The organism is Bradyrhizobium ingae, assembly GCF_055791185.1.
In genome coordinates this window covers 1-20,660 of sequence record NZ_JBVUBB010000070.1, presented here as the reverse complement: position 1 = coordinate 20,660, position 20,660 = coordinate 1, and the positions used below count along the sequence as shown (strand labels likewise).

Genomic DNA, 20,660 nt, shown 5'->3' with positions numbered 1-20,660 from the left:
TCTTGTGCTTCTTCGGCCGCATCGTCTTCTCCGATGCACCACAGAATCATGGCCCGCAGCAAAAGGAAATCCAAAAACCAATTTGCAGGGTTTGGAAGCCTCAAGCCCCAAATCCCTGCAATCTCAAACGCCTCCAAAACCCGAAAACAGACTCCCGCTCAATCGCTTAGAGCCTTGTTCACGGCCGACTAAATAAGATATCAGCGGTCGAGATGGCCGTCGCCATTCATGCGACCAGTCTACGAGGTCCATGGAAGAGTGGTGCCTGAGCTCGCGTTTGATTGCGCCAAAGACGCAGCGCTTCTGGCCAAAAATCAAGACACGACGCAGGTTCGACAAATAGCTCCCGGTCGACACAGGCGCGTTCGATGGAGTAGCCGGTGATATCTCGGCGGCATTCGATAATGCCGCCGAGCTGTTGCCGTCATACGTTGCCTTGCGTTCCGCACAAGCTGGCCTCATGGGCACGGCCGATGGCTAACGGCAGTGAGTGCATGACGCCGAACTCAGATGATGCTGAGCTTCTTCCGGCCGATGTACTCGATTTCAGGTGCTTCCGCAGCGGTGCTTCTACCTTCGCTGCGCGCTGACTACCGTCGGTGTCCGAGCGGGATGCCCAACTTTCGCGCCTTCTGACGCAGCGATCCGGTGGTTCGCTTTGTAAGCTTTGCGATTTTTGTAACGGGTGTTTTCGCCTTCGAATGTGCGCGCAGTTCCTTCACGTCAGTCTTCGTGTACTCGCGACGTACAATCTTCCTATTCAGCGTCTTGGCCATAATATCTCCCTTGGCACTTCTGAGCGCGCATCTAGCAGGGATAAAGTGGAACTGCCAAGCATGCGTGGGTTGCATGCGCAAGGCCTCCTGAACCCATCGGATACCCCTTACCTTTCCAAGCTCAGGAGCGGCCCATCTAGATCGAAGCTAATTTAGCTGTTGGCCACGCGAATATGTCACTGGTAAGTAGAAAGGTGGGCGTTACGCATTGATTTGCGCGGACGCAATGTCGAACGAGCGTTGTGGAAAGTACTTGAGAAGCCCGCGTTTCATTCGGACCTCGCGCTGTCCGGGTCGCCTAAAACTCCGGCCAGCAATTTCAGGCTGGTTTGAGGGATCGCAGGGACGAAGCTCGCTTAAGCCTACGCGTCCAGCCAGCCAATCTTGCTTTTCAGGAATTGGAAGCCCAGCACCTGAAAGCTGGCCTGCTCCTTGTTGTCCCGGCCATAACCATGACCGCCAGCATCCGGCTCGTAGAGATAAGCCTCATAGCCCATCGCTTGAAGCTTGGCGACCATCTTGCGAGCGTGTCCGGGATGGACGCGATCGTCCCGCCGCGTCGTGGCGATCAGGATCGGCGGGTAGTCTTGCCCGGGCTTGGCGATATGGTAGGCGGAATAGGTCTTGAGCCATTCCCATTCCTCGGGCTTGTCAGGATCGCCAAATTCCGCGATCCAACTCGCGCCCGCGAGCAGCTTGGTGTAGCGGCGCATGTCAATCAGTGGGATGGTGCAGAACAGCGCGCCGAAACGCTCAGGGTACCGCGTCAGCATATTGCTGATGAGAATGCCGCCGTTCGATCCGCCCTCGGCGGCGATCCGTTTTGCCTGTGTGACGCCGCGGCGGACAAGGTCGGCCGCAACGCTCGCGAGATCATCATGGGAGAGCCGCTTGCCGGCGAGGCGTCCAGCATCGTGCCATCGCGTGCCGAACTCGCCGCCGCCGCGCAAATGTGCCTGCACCGTGGTGCCCCCACGCTCGAGCCACAGCTTGCCGAGCGCGGAATTGTAGTACGGCTTCACTGAGGTACCGAACCCGCCATAACCGCTCATGTGCACGGGCGCTTCGCCCGTCTCCTATTTCGGGCCGGTCTGGACATAGGGAATGCGCTCGCCGTCGACCGAGATCGCCTCATGCTGAGTGACCACCAGACCATCAGCAACAAAGGTCTTCGGCGCCTCCTTCAGCACGGCTGGACTGGCGACACCCTGCTCCAAAAGCATCAGTAACGGAGGCGTGAGCGGATCCTGGATCTTCGCAAGCAGGTCACCATTGCTCTCGGATGGATCGCGATCAAGTGGCCAGACATCAACGACGCCGATATCGGGAAGCGCATTCAGCCGCTCGCGGCTCCAGGTGGAGGCGGATGGCGTGCAGATCCCGAAGACCGGCCTTAGTTCGTCGAGGACGGAGAGTATAAGCTTGCCGGCGGACCAAAAAACTCCCTGCAGTGCTCGCCGCGGGCTTGCCACAAAAAGGACCGCGAAATTGCGCTTCCCGGCAAGAAAGGAGCTCAACGATATGCCGATCAGGGTATCGGCCGGGTAGATCACTCCGGCGATTGTCGCAGCCGAGCGGAGCTTGACCGCGAGCCAATCCTGCTGCGCCTGGAGCCAGATATCGGTAGGAAGGTCGAGCTTGATCTTCGCCCCCGACTCGGTTCCTAGCCATGTGTGGGAATTGAAGAAATTCAGCTGTTCGGTGAACCAGACGCGTTTTTCTTGGCTGGTTCGATCGATCGTGCAGCCGACGCCGATGCGATCGGCGGTCGTCTCAAACACCACGGCCGCTCGTTCGATGGGGTCACCGCGGTGCCACAATCGGATGGTCCGGGCATAGCCCGAAACTGTCGCCATGCCCTTGCCATAGGCGCTGGACACCAGCAGCTTGTCCTGATCGACCCAAGTGGCACTGCTCTTCCTTAAGCACAAAACCATTGGGCACAAAACTCTTCGTGGCCATGTCGAACTCGCGCAGCGTCACGGCATCGCTGCCGCCCCGTGACAGAGCGAGTATGACTTGCGAGCTACCAGGCAGCATGGCGGTCCAGCTTACAAGCCAGTCCTCGCCTTCAATGGCCGCGAGCCGATCCACATCGAGTAAAACGTCCCATGACGGTTTGGACTTTCGAAATTCTTCTAAATTGGTTCGACGCCAGAGGCCCCGCGGATTACTGGCATCTTTCCAAAGGTTGTAGAGTTGGTCGCCGTGCCGGCTGACATGCGGTATATTGTCCGCCCGATCGTAGATCGAAGCCAGCGCGTCGCGATGCTGCGTGAATGTCGCTCCGCCGAACACCTGCAGAGTCTTGCGATTCTGCCGCTCGACAAAGTCGAGCGCCCGCGAGCCCTCTATCTCTTCCAGCCAGAGATAGGGATCATCATCCGGAGCGGAGAGCGTTGGCTTTCCATGCCCTGGCGGCTCTTTCGGCCAGCTTCCTTCAGACACAAATCACTCCAATGTTAGCAACAACTGGGCTTTTGACGCTGCGGACGCCCGCGTTATATGCACTCCAGACTACAACCTTACGCGCCAGTCACTTCAAGCTATTTCCCACCAATAGCGCTGCGATTATCCACGGCTCAGGGCTTTGCACGGCCTGAGGCGCGAACTCTTCTGCGCACTAGAATAGCAGGCCTATGATAGTTGTTCAGATCGCCGCCTTATTTGAATGGGTCACGGTCTGGAGACTTAGGGAATGCGGGGCGTGCTTTGCGTCCCTTGCTCGAACGCGGCGAACAGCCGCTTTTCGAAAGTGGCCAAGAAACACGAAATAGCCGTAGCAGGAGCGCCGACGACGCTGATCGAGAAGTGTATCGCCGCTCTTCGCGTCTGCGATCAGGTGACGGGTTAGCGGTCCTCTGCTCGAGTTGATCGAGCGACTGCCGCGCCTCAGTCATTCTGTTACATCGAGACCTCACCAAATGATCGGGACGAGAGCTGAAAGCGAGATCTTTTCTATCGGCCGGCTTGTGTCGTGAAACGGAAAGCCGCAGCGATTGACCATCGATCCGCTCCCAATGCTCCACAAAGCCGGGCCGCATCGCCATGCCGCGGGTCTCATCCCGCGCGATGAGCGATTCGAAACTCGGCGGCATGCTTCGGCGGCTGGCGGAGTCAATTGCAATGACCAGGCGAGGTGTTGGAAGTCCGGACATGCCAACTCGAGCCACCGGCGCATCGAGCGATGAAAGGGATCAGAGCTCTAGGAAACCGAGTCGTCATAGGACGCATCATCGTCCACACTCACGCAAGCGCGGCGCGAGGGGTGGCTGGCGTCACACAGGCGCCCATTTGCCGACCGTATTCGGTGGTAGCGGCGATGTCAGAAATCCAACAAGCGTAAGCTTTCTACGTTTGGGGACGCCGCTCGCACGCGCGTTCTCGCGTCGGGGCAAGATGCGTCGCTCTTCCGCGATCGGCACGCCCTTTGCTGGGATGAGGACGAAGGCCCCGCAGCCAATGTTGCTCGCACCGCACTGCGCCGGGAGTGTTTATGGTGAGACCAGCTCGCTATCATGTCGTTCGGGGGATAATCACACCGGACTTTCCCTTGGTTGCACCTCCGCTCTCTCTGCATACGCTCGGCGGCTCTTTGTTAATGATCATCGAGGCATTTGGCCGCACAAGCTGCATTACGGACCCAGGACCACGACGCTTTGATCGCGTGATTTTCAACGCACCGCCACGCGGCCTAGGCAAGCCCATTTCCTGAAAAGTGGAGTCAATCCATGCTTAAAGTGAAGTCCATAGGCCAAGCAACTCCCCAGATTCGATCATTACGATTGATCGTTCTTCTCTACGGCCTGCTCGCTTACGCGGCTTTTCTCGTCACCATCGTCTACGCTGTCGGCTTCGTAAACGGCATAGGCGTACCAAAGACGATTGACACGGGGCCTGAAAGGTCCGTCAGCGACGCGCTTTCCATAAACATGTTGTTGATGGCTCTGTTTGCCATCCAGCACACCGGCATGGCGCGCAAGTGGTTCAAAAACTGGTGGACGCGATATGTGCCGAACTACATCGAACGAAGTACTTACGTGCTAATCGCGAGCCTCTGCCTCATGCTGTTATTCTGGCAGTGGCGGCCGCTTCCGGCAGCTATTTGGCACGTCGAGGACCCCGACGTATGCGTAATGATTGGGACCTTATCATTTATCGGCTGGACGTTGGTGTTCACCAGCACGTTCCTGATCGATCATTTCGAATTGTTCGGACTGCGTCAGGTTATCGCCAATCTCAGCGGGCGCGGCATAGCCGCGCAGCAGTTTCGGACGCCGCTGTACTACAAATTCGTGCGACATCCCACCTATCTCGGCTTCATCATCGCAGTCTGGGCCGCGCCGGTCATGACAATCGGACATTTACTGTTTGCAGCCTTGACTACCACGTACATCTTTGTTGGGATTTCCTTCGAAGAGCAGGATCTTCTCCAGCGGTTTGGGGAGCAGTACGGCCAATACAAAAAACAAGTCAGCATGCTCATCCCGTGGCGCAAACTGAGCTGATAGGGATCAGATAGAAAGAGGAATTCACTTCCGAAAAGTGCATCGCCAGGTTCACGATTCGATGAGAGACCCGCGAGCGGCGCTCCATCATCTCAGGTACGCTGTGTCCGAAGACGCACCGTTCATCGGCACTCTCACGTTCTATGCTGCGCATGATGCAGAGCATCATCGAGCTCGGAGTCCGGTTAGTATGGGGGAAACGTTTCCGCGCGCGGCCCCATCGTTCGACGGAGACCGTGATGAGATTGCCCACACTCCATGGACCAATTGCAAATAGAGCACGGCATCCTTGCCGCGCTTATCCTCTCACAGATGGACCCGACAGTTTCGAGGAAGGCACACGTGCTGATGTTGACATCTAATGTGTGCCTCACTCCGGTTGTTGTCTATCAACGATAGCATACGAGTAGCCGTCCTTGGTCAGCGAGCTTCGGCGCACAGCCACCAATTACATTCGAAACTATTGCACGCATCTGATACAGCTCGATGCGTTCGCTGTTAGTTACGTTCAAACGTACAACCTCACGCAGCGTCAGAATCAAGCGGATTCTTTGAGAGTGAATGTTGCGTCGCAGTTACAGCAATTCGCGTTGGTGCTGTTATGACGCACGCGGCCGGGGGCCCTCTAAAGGAAATGAAGCTCGAAATGAAGAACTTGTTGCTTATGACTGCGAGCATCGTCGCACTCAGCGCTGCGGCGCCTGCATTCGCTGCGGATCTCGCTGCACAGCCCGTCTACACCAAGGCGCCGCCGCCGCCCGCACCGGTCGCCGTCGCGCTCTATGACTGGAGTGGTTTCTATGCTGGCATCAACGGCGGCTGGGGTTCGAGCCACAACTCCTGGGATCTCGCGGGCACGACCCCTGAGGGCTCCCACGACGCAAGCGGGGGTACAATCGGTGGGCAGATCGGTTATCGCTGGCAGATCGGTCAGACAGTGCTTGGAGTTGAAGGCCAGGGCAATTGGGCCGATTTCAATGGCTCCAATGTCAGCACGGCCTTTCCAGCCAACAGCAATCATACGAGGATAGACGCGTTTGGCTTGATTACGGGCCAGATCGGTTATGCCACCAGCAACGTGCTGCTCTACGCCAAAGGCGGCGCCGCCGTGGTGAGCAGCAACTATCAGATCGACTCCGTTCCCCCAGGCACGCAGCTTGGCAGCGCGGACACCACACGTTGGGGGGGCGCCGTTGGTGCCGGGCTCGAGATCAACCTGACGCCGAACTGGTCAGCTGGTGTCGAGTACGACCACGTGTTCATGCCGACCAGCGACGTGAGCTTCGCAGCCGCTGGAGGTGGTACGCTTGGGAACGATCGCATCCGCCAAGATTTCGATCTCGTGACCGCTCGGCTCAATTACAAGTTTGGCTGGCCCGTAGTTCTCAAATAACGATCTCCTCACCTCCAAATAGCGATCGAGAGCTCCGGCCTTTGGCCGGGGCTCTTTCTTGAGCTAATTAGAGAGCGCGTCACCTAGCCGATTTTATTTTTCTTGAAAGCGCCACCTTTAACGTTCTCACTTCAGGACACGTCGGCCAGTTGGATGTGCCGAGACACACCAAGTAGGCAAAGCGCTATAGTGCGACTAGCCCACAACTACCGTCGAGGTGTGTCACCGCCGTTTCGTGCAAAACGATTCGGCTTTCAGAACCTGAAAGCAAGTCCCTACGCCGCGACTTGCCGCTTTCTGCTACCGACAGCATCAATCCCGATGCTTTGGCTTTCAGCAATCATGCACATAGCAGCCGATATTTCCATTAGCCCGCGGGGCAGGCTCTCCAAGGCGATCTGTTAAGTGGGTTGATGTGTGACCTATCCGCCCCGCGCCAGATTAGTGCGACGAGCACTTCGCTGATCGCCACGAAAATTGCATCGCGCTCGCAAGTCTGTAGTTATATCATGCCCGCTGCTGCCGACCACGCGACTTGCGTGTAACACATCGCGCGCAAGCAGCGATCTCTGCCGACGCGCGCCTGGTTTTGTGATCGTCAGGTGTGGAGAATGCAGCGTATGCCGGTGAGACTTCCTTTCACTAAGTGATCTTCGGCGCACTACTTGTGTAATGGCGCGGGCGCAGCTGGTCAGCTGACGACGGCCCTATTGACAAGCAGCATCAATCAGTCGAAGTCACTAGGAGGTAGATGTCAGCGTCCATGCGACCAGCACAGCCGTTGAACACACCGGCGCGCGGCTCGTTTCCTCAGCAAATCGTGGCGGCTTCGTGCCAGCGGACGCCAACCCCGGTTAGGCCACCAGCGGCGTTGCCTTGGCAGGCTCCGAGAATTCAATAAGCCCAAGACGAATCGCCTTTACCAGACCATGAGTCCGGTTCGCCGTGCCGAGCTTTCGCATCGCGTTCTTAACGTGAAAATTCACAGTATTCTCGCTCACGTTCAGTATCTTCCCGATTTCCCAGGACGATTTGCCCTCCGCGACCCATCGCAGGCAATCCTTTTCGCGCTCGGATAGGCTCACTTTTTTATCGGAAGCACAGTCCGAGGGCCTCGCGATCTCCGCAAACGCAATATGAAAGTGCCAAGCCAGTGCGTTGAGACGGCTCACATTCGCCTGAGGATCGGCATCATCAAAACGAGATGCAAATGATGTCACAGATATTCGCCCTGATGGCCCAAACAATGGCACGCCGACACCATTCTTCAGCCCTGCCTCTCGGGCCTCCCTTAGCACACGTTGTTCACATGCCTGCAGCTGATATTCTTTGGCGAGTTCGTCCCATAGAAATGGTCCCGCAAACATCGGTGTCCGCCGGACCACCGGATCGACAGTGTAGTACTTGCGTTCCAAATAGCGCTGGCACCAGTCGGTCGGAACCTTCATAGCCACCAGAGGCGGTGGGCACCCCGGTAGACGCAGCGGCTCCGCGAAGGTGAGTGCTCCGTAAGCGACTTCAGTGAACCCCTCTTCGCTTGCACAGCTCACAAGCAGATCAAAGAGCGCTTTGAGAGATTGCGTTTGACTCGCGCATTCAACGAAGCTGAAGAGATTCATATGGCGCCTCACGCGATCGAGCCGAAAGGCCGTTGTGCGCCGTTCCATTTGGTTTGTTTCAAACGGAAGTTCGTTTCATTCCTGATATGCTCCAGCCCGCAACGCAGTCGCGCGAGTGCGACGATGGCGACCGACCGAAAGGGGCCGTCAACGCGGATACGACATGCACACGCCGCCGATATGGACACAATCGGAACGCCGATGCGTTTCCGCCGGTTTGCGTGCTGTCCAAATTGCTTCCGTCGGCACCCAAATGATGGTGGATCGCGCGGGAAGCGCCTTCGCCGATATATCGCGTTAGGCTGAACGGTCTTGTCGGTCCCTCCGCTGCGCCAAACAAACGTCAGCCAGCTGTTTGTTCGCCCGTGAGAAGAGGCCCGGAGTTCCGGCCTTGCGCAGACATCAGAGCCGCGGCGCGCAGATTGGCTTGGTAGTGCCGGGCTCCAGCTGCTTGGAGCCACCACCGATGGCTCCCCTGAGAGCAAAGATGAGTTCGTCCGGACTTTATCGCCAATTAATTCCAGCGTATCAGGTCCGGCCTCCGATAGGTGCTCGACAGCGAGCCGGTATGGGCGCAAACGCGATCTTCGGAACGCACGGCGGTCTCGGATCCAAAGGACCCGAGTTTGGGTAAGGAATGCGGCCCGTTTGCTGCCCTTGTTGTGAGAGCGCTGATGATGCCGTCGAACAATTCGCGCACGTCCGTCGCTCCCTTCAGCCACGGCTAATCGAACCAATCGATACCGATCACCGCCCTCGCGCTTGCCGATTTTGGCGAGAAATTGCTCCGTGGTTCGGCCATGCTCCCGAACCAGAGTGATGTAGATGACACTAAGCATCCGTTTCTCCAAGAGCCTGCAGAGGACAGAATGAGCACAGCAAGGGTCATACCAGTCACGGCCCTCGGGAAACTCAGTCGTGAAGACAAGCGCTTGGAGAGATTGGCGGGTCAACCGACTTAAAGCACTGGGACATACGTCGGAATTACGACACCGCTGTTTGCAAGGCACGACATCCTTTGATGTAGACCAAGGGATCTCCTGCTATAGGGCGGCATATCATTTCCTGCTCGTGTAAGAGCTGAATCCCCGAATGCGGCCGCACGCACGTGAGCAACCGAGGCTCTTTACCGATTTGCATCTAGGATGCATGCATTGCGGACCTAGTTCGGATCTTGCAATACATCTATCGCGGAGCGGCACAAAACTTGGGATTCCTTACGCCCGGTTGACGACATCCGAACTTACGCCGGAGGTCAACTACTAACGTTGGCAATTGATCGAGAGAACAGAGACGTGCCAATGACTCCTTGATCAAGGCGCGCAGGTCGCGCCTCAGGAAATTCAGCATGCTGCTTAGATGTGTTCGCGAAGATCCGGCGGGCGTGGGATATATTTCGCGAATAGTCATTCAGAGTTTGTGCGCGCGGATGGGCGCTAAACAAGGAGGCGGCTCCGGTCACGCACAGGGGCGCATCCCGCGCCGAGTCCCGTCACGGACAACATCTCCAAGCCTCTCGAGATGTACAAAAGCCCCATGATCCAAATGCCTCATTGCGGCAATCCCCGCCGTGATAGGTAGGGGATTAGAATGCGGAAGCAGTGGCCGCCTCCCTGACCCATCAAAGACACTCATCACGTCCTCGCTGCCCCCGATTGCTCCAATCGGCAAACCGCAGCCGATGATCTTGCACGTCGTGACCATGTCCGGAGCTAGACACCGTAGCGGGCGGAAGCACCGTGGAAACTCAGCCTAAGATTCAGGACCTCATCGGATATCACCAGAACGCCGTTAGCGCGGCTTGCTTCGTGCACCGCTGTAATGAATTCAGGTTTCGGCGCAACGAGACCGCCTCGGCTCGGCATTGGATCCACAATGATGGCAGCGAGAGTTCGCAGCTCTCAACCGGCTACGCTTTCAGCAATCCCTCCAGATCCAATTCCAAGGCCTCGCCCTGCAACTGTTGGGAGTCCTGTTGCGCTTTTGCCGATCTGTACCAATCACTAAGCACGTCGGCTCCGTGCGAGCAGTGGACACGCTGCCCGCCCACCTAGAAAAGGGTGGAATTTCTGCGCGCGCACTGCGGCAAGGATCCGAATCGTCGCCGCATCATCGTCCCGCACCAAATTTCGAGCCGCGGTGCCGGCCCAACTGGCAGACGGCCCGGTCGCAGCGGTATAGTCCAGCCGCAAGGTCGACCTCGTGTCCGAGCTCGCGCCCCTCGCGTTGTCGTCGGGCCACGTCCACGGAAACTACGACTACCCACGCGAATCGGCGACCGCGCGGCAGAATCGTGGCGTCGACCCCGCTTCACGTGAACGGTCTGCCAGAAAGAGACTGTGAATGGACCTCGAAGACGACGGCGATGACCTCAGCCGGTGCCCAGCGCGATGTGACAAGGCTGTCGGTTGCGCTATCATGCGCGCTCTCCGTCAATCACTTGGCGCTAGTTGTTCCTGGAATATTTGTGAAGGAAAAGACCCGAACACTCAGGTTGGCAAGTCGGAGATGAGCTAGCAGAGAGCCGGCGCCGGCGTTCTGCACGGGGCGATGAGTGGAGTTTCTGCCTGACTGCGGGCACGCGCATGAGGAGCGACTATGAGCAGAAGAACACGCGGAGCCGCATAACGGCCTTCAAGTCGAAGGTGCCGCCCGCCGCCGATGGTTCGTGAAGGCGAGATCGTCACAATCATTCCTAATTGCGATTCGGCAAGGCTGAGCCCAGTCCGCCGCGCAGCGGCCCGTTGACCTGATCTGCGTACGGATCTGGAAGTACTTGCGGTCGGTCAAAAGGGTTTCAAGCAACACTTTCGCAACTACCGCACCTGCTTGGCTCGTGCCTCGCCGCACGAATGGTGGGCGCGAGGCCGTTGGGTTGGAGCCGCCCTTTCCTCGGAACGTAAGCTACCGACGCATCGCGATCACCAACTGCGGGAGAAGATGTTCACCACCGCAATCGCTCTCCCCGCTCCTTGGCTTTCGTCTCCAGCAATCATCGCGCAGCGCGAATCATCTGCTATGCCCAACGGTATGCACTTACTGAACGTGCTTCGTAATGCTTGCATTATTAAGCGTCGATCACGCGGCGAACGATCTTTCTGCAATCCTCGTCAGCGCCGGTTCACTCTGCACCACCACGACATTAGCGCCGCCTGCGTTGCGACAAATTTTGGCGGTGGTTTTGGCGGCCTTGCTCTATTTCTTCAAGTAGTTAATCACAAGGTGATCGCCATAGTTTGCAAGCGGTCTCGCAGTTGCAGCTCCAACTCCCGATCGGTGACGATCGCGCACAAACCATGTTCGGCCCGCTCTTCCTCATCTGAGAAGCCGGCCCGGTCCCCTGCAGGGAAATTGAACTCCTGATCACTGATTCCGTGTTCTTCGGCGAAGGTTTCGGGCAGGGTCCCGGCTCGCCATGAAAGGCGATAATGCATCCGAAATTCGCTTCGATGTACTTGCCCTAGCTCGACGCTGCGAACACTGCGCCGGGCCCATTTTCGCGCGGCGCTCCGCGGCAACAAATCCTGGGTCGAGGGTGTGATCGCGTACAACAGGCTTGAGATACCCGGTTCAGCGCCAACGCTTCTCCTCCGCGTCGTAGGCTCCGGAGAGCGGGTCGCTGACCGTCATCAGCTCACGCTTGAGCACTTTATTGCTGGAAGTCGTTCTAGGAAGCGCTGGGGTGAAGCCGACGTATCGAGGCAGCTTGAATGCCGCAAGATGCGCTCGCGCATGCTCGAGAATTCGCCGGACGATACGATCGTCTGGGGTGACACCCTCCCTCAGTTCGACGTAAATTTTAACCTCCTCTCCGCGCTTCGCATCGCGAACGGGTACGGCGGCCACATCAGCAATCTCGGAAATCTCGCGGATGACCGCCTCCACTTCGCGCGCAGCAATGTTTTCGCCCGAGCGCCGGATCATGTCCTTCGTGCGTCCTAGCAGCCAATGAAAGCCGAGTTCGTTCCGGCGCATCAGGTCCCCCGTCTTGAACCACTCGCCTTCGAACGAGGCGGCATTCGCCTCCGGCTTTTTCCAATATCCTCGGAAGATCCCGCGACCACTCACCCATAGCTCGCCGACTTCGCCGACGGCGGTGGGCGTACCGTCATCATTCATCAGTCGCAGTTTTCGAAATGGAGCAGCAATCCCCACTGAGCCTGAGTCGGCCATCTCATCAAGATCGTTTGACATTCGCGTGCCAAAACCAACTTCCGTCATTCCGAAGGCATCTTGAGTGCCCACTCGGAACCGTTTGCGAAACTTCCGAACCGTATCAGGACTATAGCCCCAATTCAGGGTCTGTTTAAGGCATGTCACCCCGTCCTCATTCACAGCCTCAGCGTGCCGCGCCGCCAGCTCGGGAAATGGGCACCATTCAATGCGGTGCTGCTTCACCCAACCGACGAAGCGCCTCGCGCTGAGTTGAGGAGCCAGGTAGAACGTGCCGCCCTGTCGGTATGACATCAGAAGATGCCATTGCGGGTCGCCATAGAAGAAAGGTTGCGCAGACAAATAGCTGCGGTACTGCTGCCCATCCCAAAACGCCCCCTGGTACGAGTAGACGCCCCAATAGTCGTGCGTCAACATGCACCCTTTCGGAAAGCCGGTCGTCCCGGACGTATATTGGATGTTCACAAGATCGTCGGGGCGGATCTCCTCCTCTACCGGCGAACCGTTGCTGACCTTGAGCAGTTGATCGAGCGCAGCGGCTCCGCCGTTGGAGGGCTGCCCAATTTGCCCGACGAGAATTGTTCCCTGCCTGCCGAGCTCTTGCGGCCAAGGCTCCATAGCCGAGAACACCGACCACGCTGATTCGTCGACGACGGCAAACTTAGCCTGTGTATCGCTCAGAACGTATTCAACCTCTCTCGGAGTGTACCGCATATTAATGGGAACCATCACGGCACCCAGCTTCGCAATCGCGAACCACAGGATCGGAAATTCGATGCAATTGGGCAGCATCACGCCAATACGATCGCCTCGGCGCGCACCAAATGCACGCAACGCATGGGCATATTTGTTGGACAATTCGTCCATCTCGGAATAGGTCGCGCGCTGGCCGCGGTCAAAGACATCAATAGCGATGGTTGAGCTGTGAGTTCTCGCCCGTTTTGAAACCAGCTGCCCAACCGTGATCGTCTCATACGAAGATTCGAGGTCCTCGATCTTACGCAACACATTTGCGACGCGCTCTCGCAGCTGACCTTTTGTCGATTTCGCAGGAGTCATGATGGGAACCCGTTGTTCACTAGGAAAACCTGCCAACTAGGCATGAGCCTTCCACTTGATAGGTAGGAGTATTGCGCAGATTCGCCGCGAGTCATGAGAGATAAAACGTCGCAACGAGCAGCTCGCTCGCACTGGCGTCGAACGGCGAGAACGCAGTGCAAAGCGGTCCATGGGATCCAAATATTATGGCTCCATCAGAGTGGCCCGCGCGATCACCATGGTCCGCTCTTTTACAGCGGCGTTCGTCGCGCACAACTACGCTTATCATTGCTGTGCTTTTCCTGTATTGACGAATTGAGTACTGATGAATGGTGATGTCATGCGAGATGGAGGTCACTCGTACGTCACGATTAACAATGGAGATACTACCAATTTTGATGGTCAAGAATTGGAATTGAGTATTGCGATTTGCGTCGCCGAGCCTCCCTGTCAGCCTGCCACGGCCGGGCCGGAGCTCGTACGCTCTGCGGTACCACGAGGTCGCAACGGAAGGGCTGCCTTGATTCGAAGCAGACGAACAGACCGCCCATGTGATTTCGATCTGAGGCCGGCAAACTGGACTATTTTTGACTAGAATTTTTTCGCACCGATTCCCAGGAAGAACGATGAAGGCCTCGAAGTTCTCGGACGCCAAGAAGGCGTTCATTCTCAAGTAGGGCCGTGACGGGATTGCGGTGGCCGAGATCTGGCGCAGGCCGGCATCAGCCAGGCCGACCAATTTCAATTGGACGAAAGAAATATGACGGGCTGTTGCCGACCGAGATGCGACGGCTGAAGCAGCTCGAGGACAAGAACGTCAAGTTGAAGAATCTGGTTGCAGTCTGTCGTTCGAAAAGGAGATCCTGCAGGACGTGATCGCCGAAGCTTTGAAACCTATCCTCAAGCGCAAGCTGGTCGGCGAAGGCCGTAGCGACTAGCAGGTCTCGATCCGCCAGACCTGTGCGTCGCTCGAGTTCGACTCGAGCTATCATTGCAAATCTCGCCGCCCGGGCCAGGCTGCCCTCGAACATCGGATCAAGGAGGTCTGTCATGCGCGCGTTCGCTACGGCTACCGCCGCGTCCACGTTGCTGTCTACGCTTCACGAGTGCCGTTGCCGCCACCCATGCAAGAATCGCTTCCGGCTGGCGGACTCGGCCTTTGCCGGGAGGGCGTCGAACTCTCTGGGTCACGCTGAAAGGCTTCAGATCACATTCTTCCTCCTTTCCAGGACTTGTCTTAACGCAAGCTGGGCGCACGGCAGGCGCAAGTTCTTTGATCTCGCGCGGCTCAGCAAGGCGCCGACCGCGGCCGAAGCGGTCAAACGCCGCGGCGCTCTATTCGCCATCGAGCGAGATCAACGATCTTGCTTCGCAGGAGCGCCTGCGCGTGCGCCAGGAGCGTAGCCGCCCTCTGATCGCCGAGGCCGATGAGGGCGGCCGGCGTGCGGCTGCCATCTACAGCCTCATCGCCAACTCAAGCTCAATGGCATCGACCCGTAGGCAGGCTTTCCGACGTGCTGGTGAACCTCCCGAATTGATGGACACCTGTAGTAGGCCTGAAGAGCCAGGAGGAAGTGTCGGATGGAAGGACGTCAACGTCGGTCGTTTACGGATGACTACAGGCGGGAAGCGGTTGATCGAGTCGCGTCGAGCGGGCGCTCGATCGGATCTGTTGCCAGGGAGCTCGGCCTGCGCGATTCCGTGCTGCGGCGCTGGGTGGAGCAGCGAGAGGCTCGGGCCGAAGCCGGCGTCGGCGACGCGGCGCCCCACAACGCAGGCGACGCCGACGTCGGCGGACCAGGCCGCGGAGATCGCCCGGCTACGCCAGGAGAACGAGCGCCTGCGCTTGGAGCGCGACATTTTAAAACTGTCCAGCCCGTGGCGCGCCTGTGCGGCGTAGAAACAGCCCTGCGCTATCGTCTGCGGCTGGGAGGGTAGCGGCCGTTGGATTATTGGAGGCACAATCCCCGTAAAAAAACATGGTCCATGGGTGCATGCGAACTTGAGAGTGGTGACGTCGCCCTAGCGGCGATCCCGATTAGGAAGATGACGATTGGCATAGCCCAGCCCCTCCTGCTCATCATTGATTGGAGGATTGCCATGCCCAAGAAGACGACCAGCCGCCGACCGGAACTGAAGGCGGTCAACATTGGGTCCGCCGCCATCGATATCGGATCAAAGATGCACATGGTTGCGGTGAACCCCGCTTGCACCGATGAGCCTGTGCGCTCTTTTGGCACATTCACGCCTGCATAATCTGGTGGACTGGTTCAAAGCCTGCAGCGTGACGACCGTCGCGATGGAATCCACCGGGATTTATTGGATCCCCGTCTACGAGATCCTGAAGCAGCGCGGGTTTGCAGTGATTCTGGTCAATGCGCGGTATGCCAAGAATGTCCCTGGGCGCAAGACCGACGTTAGCGACGCCGCGTGGTGCCGAGATCGCAACCTTGCGCGCGTATCTGCGCCAACGGGAGCGGCTGGTGAAATATGCCGCCGCCCATATCCAGCATATGCAGAAGGCCTTGTTGGAGATGAATCTGCAGCTCCATCACGTGGTCTCGGATATCACCGGCGCGACCGGCATGCGGATTATCCGAGCCATAGTTGCGGGCGAGCGGAATCCTGACGTCTTGGCAATCTATCGGGACGTGCGATGCCATTCGTCCATCGCGACGACCCGTGCGGCAACGGTGGGCAACGACCGGTACGAACATGTCTTCGCGCTGACCCAATCGTTGGAACTCTACGATGTCTACCAGGCGAAGACGCTGGACTGCGACCGCAAGCTCGAGGCCCTGATCGCGGCACTGAACAATAAAAGTCCAAAGCCGGTCGGAAAGCTATCCAAGCCACGCATCAAGACCAAACAGGTCAATGCGCCCACCTTCGCTGTCAGGACCGCGCTGTACCGTGCGCTCGGCGTCGATCTGGCTGAGATCCACGGGTTGGATCCATCACTGGCATTGAAGCTCGTCGGTGAGTGTGGCACCGATCTGAGGGCATGGCCGAGCGCCAAGCACTTCACCTCCTGGCTGTACCTTACACCCGGCAGCAAAATCTCTGGCGGCAAGGTGTTGTCCTCGCGCAAACGGAGATCATCCAGTCAGGCAGCCGCCCTGTTGCGGTTGGCCGGGTGGATATCCAAGTCGGAGCGGGGCGTCGGCGGCGGTAGAGTGACGCGGCCAAGGGGCGGATCGTGGCAGAGTCATATGCGCCGGGCGCTGTTGCGTCCGAGGTGGCGCGCCGGCACGACCTCTCGCCGCAACACCTGTTCGCGTGGCGCAAGACGGCGCGTGCCGGTCTGCTGAGTTTGCCGGCGGTAGATGCGCCACTCTTCGTTCCAGTGGTGTCGGAGCTTCGCCCCGACGGGATGTGCCTGGAAGCGGCAATACCGAACGCGACAACGATCAGCATCGAGATTGGCGGTGCGGTGGTTCGCGCAGCCGCTGGGATCGATCCGGCCTGGCTGCGTGATGTGCTGCGGGCCGTGAGGACGACGGCATGATCGCGGCTTCGGCGGGCGTGAAGATCATGATCGCGACGCGGCCGGTCGACTTCCGTAACTATGCGGCGGTCATGATTATGGGAGTCGACACCAAGACGGGCGGTTTTGCTCGCTTCTGGACGATATTGGCTCCGCATAATAGAGAGCGTTTTTAGATTGGCGGCGCGGCACCTACGCTTCAAAGTGGGCCGCTGTGAGTGCGCCGGGAATCTAAAAACGTGTTGGACGAAGCCGCCTAGTGCGCCGGTGCCGCTATGGAAATTGGATGCTGCTTCCCAGCGGACAGCGCCGGCGCTGGGGTTTCGGGCACATGCTGGATGCGGTCTTGATCGCGAAACATTCTGATCGAGATATGGTCTCCCGGGCGGAAAGACCGGCGACGCTTGCGTTTGGAGGGCTTGATGCCGGAAGCGCGACCATAGGATGCCTGCTGCCTATCTTGGCAGATTGAAAGAACGGTGATCAATGATTGGAATATTTCGACGGTCATGAAGTGTCCGGAAAAGGTGGGTCTTGTGACGCAACGGGCGCGAGCACCTCGATGCACACCATCTGCCCTTGACGGCAAAAGGGACATTCCCGCAGGGAAACTCCGGTCAGCTCCTCGACCTTGTCGCGATAATCGCGCTCCTCCTTCGGTTTTACCGGCGTATCGGACTGCTGCATTCCAAGCAGTTCGCGGCAGCGGGCGAGCTTTTGCTTGCGGTAGCGGTTACCCATGAATCCGTAATAACGGATGCGCTGAAATCCCTCGGGCAAGACATAGACGAGGAAACGCCGGATGAAATCGCCGGCCTCGAGCGTCATCACCTTTTGCCGGCTCTCGTTGCGATAGTCTTTCCACCAGAAGCTTACCTTGCCATCCTCGATATCGACGATCCGGTTGTTGGCGATTGCCACCCGGTGAGTGTAGCGTCCGACATATTCCAGAACCTGCTCGGCGCCCGCGAAGGGTGGCTTGGCATAGACCAGCCAGTTGACCTGGCGGGCGGGATCCAGATAGCGCCGGAATGCGACGGGATCGTGCAGCCGTTCCAATGACGAAAAGAAACGCGACTCGCCGGCATCGAATGCCCTTTGTAGACTTTCGAGAAACAGTCGGCGGAAGAGTCGGGAGAGCACGGCGACTGGCAAGAAGAAGCCGGGACGGCACACGATCCAGCGGCCCCCGTCCGGCGACAGCCCGCCACCGGGCACGACGCAGTGGAGATGGGGATGATGGCTGAGATTCTGCCCTCGAGTGTGAAGCACCGCGAAAAACCCGATCTCCGCGCCGAGATGTCGCCGATCGGCAGCGATGGTGCGCAACGTCTCGGCGGCTGCGTGGAACAGGATTTTGTAGACCGTGCTGGCATTCTGGAAGGCAATCGCGGCGATCTCGTCGGGAACGGTGAAGACGACATGGAAATACTGCGTATCGAGTAGCTCTTCCCGCCGAGCCTCGATCCATTCCGCTCGGGCGAGTCACTGACACTTGGGGCAACTGCGGGAACGGCAGCTGTCGTATGCGATCCGTCGTTTGCCACAGCGGTCGCACTGTTCAATATGGCCTCCGAGCGCTGACGTTCGGCAGCGCTCGATGGCAGTCATTGCTGCGCGGCGTTCCGTCGATAGCGAGGCCCAGTGCTGCTCTCGCCAGGCAGCACCGTAGCGGCTGAATATATCCGCAACCTCCGGACCTGAGCGGCCCATGAGATCGGCCGTCAGAAATGCTCGGGCGCTGGCGGCGAAGAGGCCTTGGGGATTGGACGTGGCAGCAGTTCAAGCGGACTCGTCGCCGCGCAGACCTTGCTGGTAGCGATCCGAAGATACTGAGCGGTCGTTGACAGGCTGCGATGGCCGAGCAGGAGCTGGATGGTGCGGAGATCGGTTCCGGCTTCGAGCAGGTGCACCGCAAATGCTTGCCGCAGCGAATGCGGCGTCACCGACTTGGAGAGTTTCGACACCCGATGTGCCTTACGGCAGGTGGCATCCGCGGCGCTTGTTGATATCGGTTCTCCAACAGAAGCGCCGGGAAACATCCATGTCCCTGTGGGCCGCACGGCGCGCCAATAGTTCGTCAGCACCTCCAGCAACTTGGCCGAGAGCATGACGTAGCGGTCTTTCTGTCCCCTTGCCCTGCTCGACGCGCAGCACCATGCGCTGGCGGTCGCTAGCCTAGGCTTCAAGCGGGTGGCCTCAGAAATACGCAGGCCAGCGGCATAGCATGTCGTCAGAATCGCCTGGTGTTTGAGGCTTTCGATACAGCCGAGGAAGTGCAGCACCTCCTTGGGGCTGAGAATGACGGCCAGTGTCTTTGGCGCCTTTGGGCACGGAATGATCTGGTCGAAATCCCAATCCAGGCCGAGCGTGACGCGGTAGAGGAATCGAAGCGCTGCGACGGTCACGTGCACCGAACGTGGCGCCAGCTTCTTCTCGTTCGTCAAATAGACCTGGTAGGCGCGGATATCCTCCGGGCCGAGCAAAGCCGGCGATTTAGCGAAATGCCGGGCGAACTGCGAAACCTGCAGCAAATACGAATCTGCGTATGTCGCGACAGGTTGCGGACCTGCATGTCTTCCATCATGCGCAACCGAAGCGAGGTCATAGCGAACTCCTTGACAAGAGGGACGCTGCGCGCGGGCAGCAACACCATCTTGCCAAGGGCAAGAGCTTCTGAAATGCGGTGGATTACGTCACTGTGCGGGTGGTGCCGGGGCAGATGCACAGGCTGGCTTCAAGGGGGATACCCCGCGCTCAACGCGGGACACCCTCCCGCGGAGCGGGTTCGTCCAATTCCGATTATGCAAAGATTTGCATAAACGAAAGAATGCGCTGTTCGCGGGGCATGATGAGGGCGCGGAGAACTGGGCCTGCATCGCTTCGCCGATCGAGACGTGCAAGCTCTGCGGCGTGGAGCCGCAGGCCTATCTGACCGACGTCCTCACCAGACTCGTCAACCTCTGGCCGGCATCGCGTCTGGACGAACTCATGCCCTGGACGTGGAGCGCCGAGCAACCTAACGGCCTCGCCGCTTGATGAACTCGCTTCTTGGATCGCGACCGCTCCAGCAGGCCTCGTCGCCACCGGCTCCGTATGGCCCGACAACTTCAACAACCCGTCGCGCACCGCCTTGGTACGCCTACGAGGAGGGCCGCCAGATTGACGCGGGCGCGCGGGGGCGGTGAGCTATATGATTGGCGTTGGATGAAGATCAGGCGGCTTGCTGATCGCCGGAGTTGCCGGGTTGGCGCAGAAGCTTCCATTCCCAGGGCAGCAGTTCGTGCAGCCGTGATGTAGGAAGATCGGCGATACGGGCGAGGACATCGGCTAGCCAGGCCTTTGGATCGACGTCATTGAGACGACACGTCGTGATCATAGTCAGCATGATGGCGGCACGGTCGGCCCCACGCTGACTGCCGGCGAAGGTCCAATTGCGCCGTCCCAAGGCGATGCCTCTCAATGCGCGTTCAGCACAATTGTTGGTCAAGCAGATCCTGCCGTCGTCGAGGAAGCGAGCGAAGCCTTCCCAGCGCCTGATCAGTCGAGTAGCGGAGAGGAATTTCACCTCTCCGCCCTCACGAATCCGGACATGAAACTCGCGCTTCATCCGGCTTCTATCATCCAGCCGCGGGTCGAATGCCGGCCGTCCACAGGTACATCAGC

Annotated in this window: 12 protein-coding genes and 8 pseudogenes; 10 read left to right on the top strand and 10 right to left on the bottom strand. The window is 58.5% G+C overall.

Going from position 1 to position 20,660, the window contains the following annotated elements; all coding sequences use genetic code 11:
* Positions 1 to 1,138: 1,138 nt before the first annotated feature.
* Positions 1,139 to 3,224: pseudogene (locus ACV1FX_RS40850) on the bottom strand (prolyl oligopeptidase family serine peptidase).
* A 1,283-nt stretch (positions 3,225 to 4,507) separates the two neighbouring features.
* On the opposite strand from ACV1FX_RS40850, the gene mddA reads away from it, so the two are divergent.
* Positions 4,508 to 5,284: a methanethiol S-methyltransferase gene (gene mddA / locus ACV1FX_RS40845; protein WP_473123126.1), complete on the top strand. Its 777-nt coding sequence runs from the start codon at positions 4,508 to 4,510 to the stop codon at positions 5,282 to 5,284.
* A 646-nt stretch (positions 5,285 to 5,930) separates the two neighbouring features.
* Positions 5,931 to 6,677: an outer membrane protein gene (locus ACV1FX_RS40840; RefSeq protein WP_473123128.1), complete on the top strand. Its 747-nt coding sequence runs from the start codon at positions 5,931 to 5,933 to the stop codon at positions 6,675 to 6,677.
* A gap of 854 nt (positions 6,678 to 7,531) precedes the next feature.
* On the opposite strand, the gene ACV1FX_RS40835 is transcribed toward ACV1FX_RS40840, so the two are convergent.
* Positions 7,532 to 8,296 (bottom strand): autoinducer binding domain-containing protein, encoded by a 765-nt coding sequence (locus ACV1FX_RS40835; protein WP_473123125.1) that lies wholly within the window; start codon positions 8,294 to 8,296, stop codon positions 7,532 to 7,534.
* Positions 8,297 to 10,008: 1,712 nt separating this feature from the next.
* On the bottom strand, positions 10,009 to 10,161 hold the full coding sequence (locus tag ACV1FX_RS40830; protein ID WP_473123124.1) for a hypothetical protein: 153 nt from the start codon (positions 10,159 to 10,161) through the stop codon (positions 10,009 to 10,011).
* Positions 10,162 to 11,351: 1,190 nt separating this feature from the next.
* On the opposite strand from ACV1FX_RS40830, the gene ACV1FX_RS40825 reads away from it, so the two are divergent.
* The gene (locus ACV1FX_RS40825; RefSeq protein ID WP_473123123.1) at positions 11,352 to 11,507 is read left to right on the top strand and encodes a hypothetical protein; all 156 of its coding nucleotides are present in this window, start codon (positions 11,352 to 11,354) and stop codon (positions 11,505 to 11,507) included.
* 4 nt (positions 11,508 to 11,511) lie between these two features.
* Here ACV1FX_RS40825 and ACV1FX_RS40820 read toward each other — a convergent pair whose 3' ends face one another.
* Positions 11,512 to 11,730: a hypothetical protein gene (locus tag ACV1FX_RS40820; protein ID WP_473123122.1), complete on the bottom strand. Its 219-nt coding sequence runs from the start codon at positions 11,728 to 11,730 to the stop codon at positions 11,512 to 11,514.
* 136 nt (positions 11,731 to 11,866) lie between these two features.
* The gene (locus tag ACV1FX_RS40815) at positions 11,867 to 13,528 is read right to left on the bottom strand and encodes a class I adenylate-forming enzyme family protein (RefSeq protein ID WP_473123121.1); all 1,662 of its coding nucleotides are present in this window, start codon (positions 13,526 to 13,528) and stop codon (positions 11,867 to 11,869) included.
* Between the two features lie 605 nt (positions 13,529 to 14,133).
* Between ACV1FX_RS40815 and ACV1FX_RS40810 the strand changes: the two are divergent.
* From ACV1FX_RS40810 to ACV1FX_RS40785, 6 genes and pseudogenes are all read left to right on the top strand, one after another.
* A pseudogene (locus ACV1FX_RS40810) lies at positions 14,134 to 14,595 on the top strand (transposase); the annotation flags it as partial.
* Positions 14,558 to 14,911, top strand: coding sequence for an IS66 family transposase (locus ACV1FX_RS40805; protein ID WP_473123120.1), 354 nt, complete (start codon positions 14,558 to 14,560; stop codon positions 14,909 to 14,911). The pseudogene ACV1FX_RS40810 and the gene ACV1FX_RS40805, both read left to right, overlap by 38 nt.
* 177 nt (positions 14,912 to 15,088) lie before the next feature.
* Positions 15,089 to 15,380 (top strand): annotated as a pseudogene (locus ACV1FX_RS40800) (transposase); the annotation flags it as partial.
* 227 nt (positions 15,381 to 15,607) lie between these two features.
* Positions 15,608 to 16,674: pseudogene (locus tag ACV1FX_RS40795) on the top strand (IS110 family RNA-guided transposase); the annotation flags it as partial.
* Between the two features lie 32 nt (positions 16,675 to 16,706).
* Positions 16,707 to 17,015, top strand: coding sequence for a transposase (locus tag ACV1FX_RS40790; RefSeq protein ID WP_473123119.1), 309 nt, complete (start codon positions 16,707 to 16,709; stop codon positions 17,013 to 17,015).
* Positions 17,012 to 17,170: a hypothetical protein gene (locus ACV1FX_RS40785; protein WP_473123118.1), complete on the top strand. Its 159-nt coding sequence runs from the start codon at positions 17,012 to 17,014 to the stop codon at positions 17,168 to 17,170. Before ACV1FX_RS40790 ends, ACV1FX_RS40785 begins: the two co-directional genes overlap by 4 nt.
* 80 nt (positions 17,171 to 17,250) lie before the next feature.
* Here ACV1FX_RS40785 and ACV1FX_RS40780 read toward each other — a convergent pair whose 3' ends face one another.
* From ACV1FX_RS40780 to ACV1FX_RS40765, 4 genes and pseudogenes are all read right to left on the bottom strand, one after another.
* Complete coding sequence (locus tag ACV1FX_RS40780; RefSeq protein WP_473123117.1) at positions 17,251 to 17,505, bottom strand: hypothetical protein; 255 nt, start codon at positions 17,503 to 17,505, stop codon at positions 17,251 to 17,253.
* Positions 17,502 to 18,707: pseudogene (locus ACV1FX_RS40775) on the bottom strand (IS91 family transposase). The gene ACV1FX_RS40780 and the pseudogene ACV1FX_RS40775 overlap by 4 nt, the downstream one beginning before the upstream one ends.
* Before the next feature lie 11 nt (positions 18,708 to 18,718).
* Positions 18,719 to 19,402 (bottom strand): tyrosine-type recombinase/integrase, encoded by a 684-nt coding sequence (locus tag ACV1FX_RS40770; protein ID WP_473123127.1) that lies wholly within the window; start codon positions 19,400 to 19,402, stop codon positions 18,719 to 18,721.
* 3 nt (positions 19,403 to 19,405) lie between these two features.
* Positions 19,406 to 19,480 (bottom strand): annotated as a pseudogene (locus tag ACV1FX_RS40765) (hypothetical protein); the annotation flags it as partial.
* Between the two features lie 337 nt (positions 19,481 to 19,817).
* On the opposite strand from ACV1FX_RS40765, the pseudogene ACV1FX_RS40760 reads away from it, so the two are divergent.
* Positions 19,818 to 20,033, top strand: a pseudogene (locus ACV1FX_RS40760) (transposase domain-containing protein); the annotation flags it as partial.
* Between the two features lie 175 nt (positions 20,034 to 20,208).
* On the opposite strand, the pseudogene ACV1FX_RS40755 reads toward ACV1FX_RS40760, so the two are convergent.
* Positions 20,209 to 20,538, bottom strand: a pseudogene (locus ACV1FX_RS40755) (transposase domain-containing protein); the annotation flags it as partial.
* Positions 20,539 to 20,660: the final 122 nt, after the last annotated feature.